Annotated in this window: 3 protein-coding genes; all 3 read left to right on the top strand. The window is 70.9% G+C overall.

The window, feature by feature from the left end:
• On the top strand, positions 1 to 776 hold a 776-nt coding region (locus tag ACTHMS_RS16915; protein WP_440307830.1), incomplete at its 5' end, for a molybdopterin dinucleotide binding domain-containing protein.
• Positions 777 to 1,625: a 4Fe-4S dicluster domain-containing protein gene (locus ACTHMS_RS16910; protein ID WP_440307829.1), complete on the top strand. Its 849-nt coding sequence runs from the start codon at positions 777 to 779 to the stop codon at positions 1,623 to 1,625.
• On the top strand, positions 1,622 to 2,322 hold a 701-nt coding region (gene nrfD / locus ACTHMS_RS16905; RefSeq protein WP_440307828.1), incomplete at its 3' end, for an NrfD/PsrC family molybdoenzyme membrane anchor subunit. The genes ACTHMS_RS16910 and nrfD, both read left to right, overlap by 4 nt.

Below are 2,322 nucleotides of genomic sequence, written 5' to 3'. Positions count from 1 at the left end.
ACTTCGAGGCCACCAAGCCCCCGACGTACCGTCCCGATCCCGAGGCGGGCGGGATCGCGGCGCTCTCCGGCGACGACCCGTTCATCATGCAGGCCGACGGCAAGGGCTGGCTGTTCGCGCCGGCCGGGCTGTTGGACGGCCCGTTGCCGGCCCACTACGAGCCGACCGAGTCGCCGGTGCGCAATCCCTTCTACCGCCAGCAGGCCAACCCGGCCCGCGAGGTTTTCCGGCGCAAGGACAACCTGCAGAACCCGTCACCGCCGGAACCCGCGTCGGACGTGTTCCCGTTCGTGTTCACGACCTACCGGCTCACCGAGCACCACACGGCCGGCGGCATGAGCCGGTGGCTGCCGTACCTGTCGGAGCTGCAACCGGAGTTCTTCTGCGAGGTGTCCCCGGAGCTGGCTCGTGAGCGCGGTCTGGAGCATCTCGGCTGGGCGACGATCGTGACCGCGCGTACCGCGATCGAGGCGCGGGTGCTGGTGACCGAGCGGATGACCCCGCTGCAACTCGGCGACAACACCGTCCACCAGGTCGGGCTGCCGTACCACTGGGGCGTCGGGTCCTCGGCGTTGGTGACTGGCGATTCGGCCAACGACCTGTTCGGCGTCACCCTCGATCCGAACGTGCACATCCAGGAATCGAAGGTCGCGTCGTGCGACATCGTGGCGGGCCGCCGGCCGACCGGGCCGAGCCTGCTGCAGTTCGTCGAGGGTTACCGCAGCCGAGCGGGGATCACCGTCGAGACCGGCAACCATCTGCGGACGGAGCGGTAAATGGGGCAACTGAGCGGGCCCGACCCGCAGGTCGCGGAGCACGCCGGCTGGGAGCACAGCCGGCCGCGGATGGGTTTTTTCACCGACACCTCGGTGTGCATCGGCTGCAAGGCGTGCGAGGTCGCCTGCAAGGAGTGGAACGGCGTCCCTGACGACGGGTTCAACCTGCTCGGCTCGTCCTATGACAACACCGGTGCGCTCGGGGCCTCGACGTGGCGGCACGTCGCGTTCATCGAGAAGCCCAAGCCCGGTGGCGACATCCAGTGGCTGATGTCCTCGGACGTGTGCAAGCACTGCACGCACGCCGGGTGTCTCGACGTGTGCCCGACCGGTTCGCTGTTCCGCACCGAGTTCGGCACCGTGGTCGTGCAGGACGACATCTGCAACGGCTGCGGGTACTGCGTGCCGGCCTGTCCCTACGGCGTGATCGAACGCCGGTCGGGCGACGACCACACCAAGAACGTCGGCATCGCGCAGAAGTGCACGCTGTGTTACGACCGGCTCGATGCCGGCCACATGCCCGCCTGCGCGCAGGCCTGCCCGACCGAGTCGATCCAGTACGGCGACATCGACGAATTGCGGGCCCGGGCCGCGGCGCGGGTCGAGACCCTGCACGAGCAGGGGGTCGCCGAGGCCCGGCTCTACGGCGAGGACCCGTCGGACGGCGTCGGCGGCGCCGGAGCGATGTTCCTGCTGCTGGACGAGCCGGAGACCTACGGCCTGCCGCCCGACCCGGTCGTCCCCACCCGCGACCTGCCGCAGATGTGGCGGCACGCCGCAGCGGCGGCCGGCGCGCTCGCGGCCGGTGTCGTCGCCACCTTCTTCGGACGGAAACGAGCACCGCGATGAGCACTCAGGACACCGGCCGCCGAGGTCGTCGCCGAGGCAACGCCGACGGGGCCCCGGTGGTGCCGGATGCCGAGTTCACGTCCTACTACGGACGTCCGGTGGTCAAACCGTCCCCGTGGGAAAGTGACATCCCGGCCTACCTGTTCCTCGGCGGCCTGGCCGCGGGCTCGTCGATGCTGGCCGCGGGAGCCGACCTGACCGACCGCCCGACCCTGCGGCGGACCGGGCGCCTCGGCGCACTCGTCAGCATCACGCTCAGCTTCGTGGCGCTGGTGCACGACCTCGGCAAGCCATCGCGTTTCGTGAACATGTTGCGGGTCGCCAAACCGACGTCGCCGATGTCGGTCGGCACCTGGATCCTCAGCCTCTACGGGCCGGTCGCGGGGCTCGCCGGCGCGGCCGAGCTGCGGTTCCTGCCGCGCTTCGTGCGCCGGCTGCTGCGCCGGTTCGTGCGTGCCGCCGGCGTCGGTGCCGCAGTCGTCGCACCCGCGGTCGCGTCCTACACCGCGGTGCTGCTCGCCGACACCGCAACACCGGCGTGGAACTCCGCACGCCGCGAACTGCCTTTCGTGTTCGTCGGGTCGGCGGCGTCGGCCGCAGGCGGGCTGGGCATGATCGGTGCGTGCTATGCCGACGCGGGCCCGGCGCGCCGGCTGGCGTTCGCGGGCCTCGCGAGCGAGGTGCTGGCCGAGCAGTT

Origin of the sequence: Jatrophihabitans sp. (assembly GCF_051960575.1) — a bacterium.
Classification (GTDB): Bacteria; Actinomycetota; Actinomycetes; order Mycobacteriales; family Jatrophihabitantaceae; genus JBQCEE01.
Note: the sequence above shows the minus strand (reverse complement) of the source record. Positions and strands in the feature narration are given on the sequence as shown.

Coding starts and splice junctions, on each gene's coding strand:
- ACTHMS_RS16910 (WP_440307829.1), top strand. CDS start 777: ATGGGGCAACTGAGCGGGCCCGACCCGCAGGTCGCGGAGCACGCCGGC.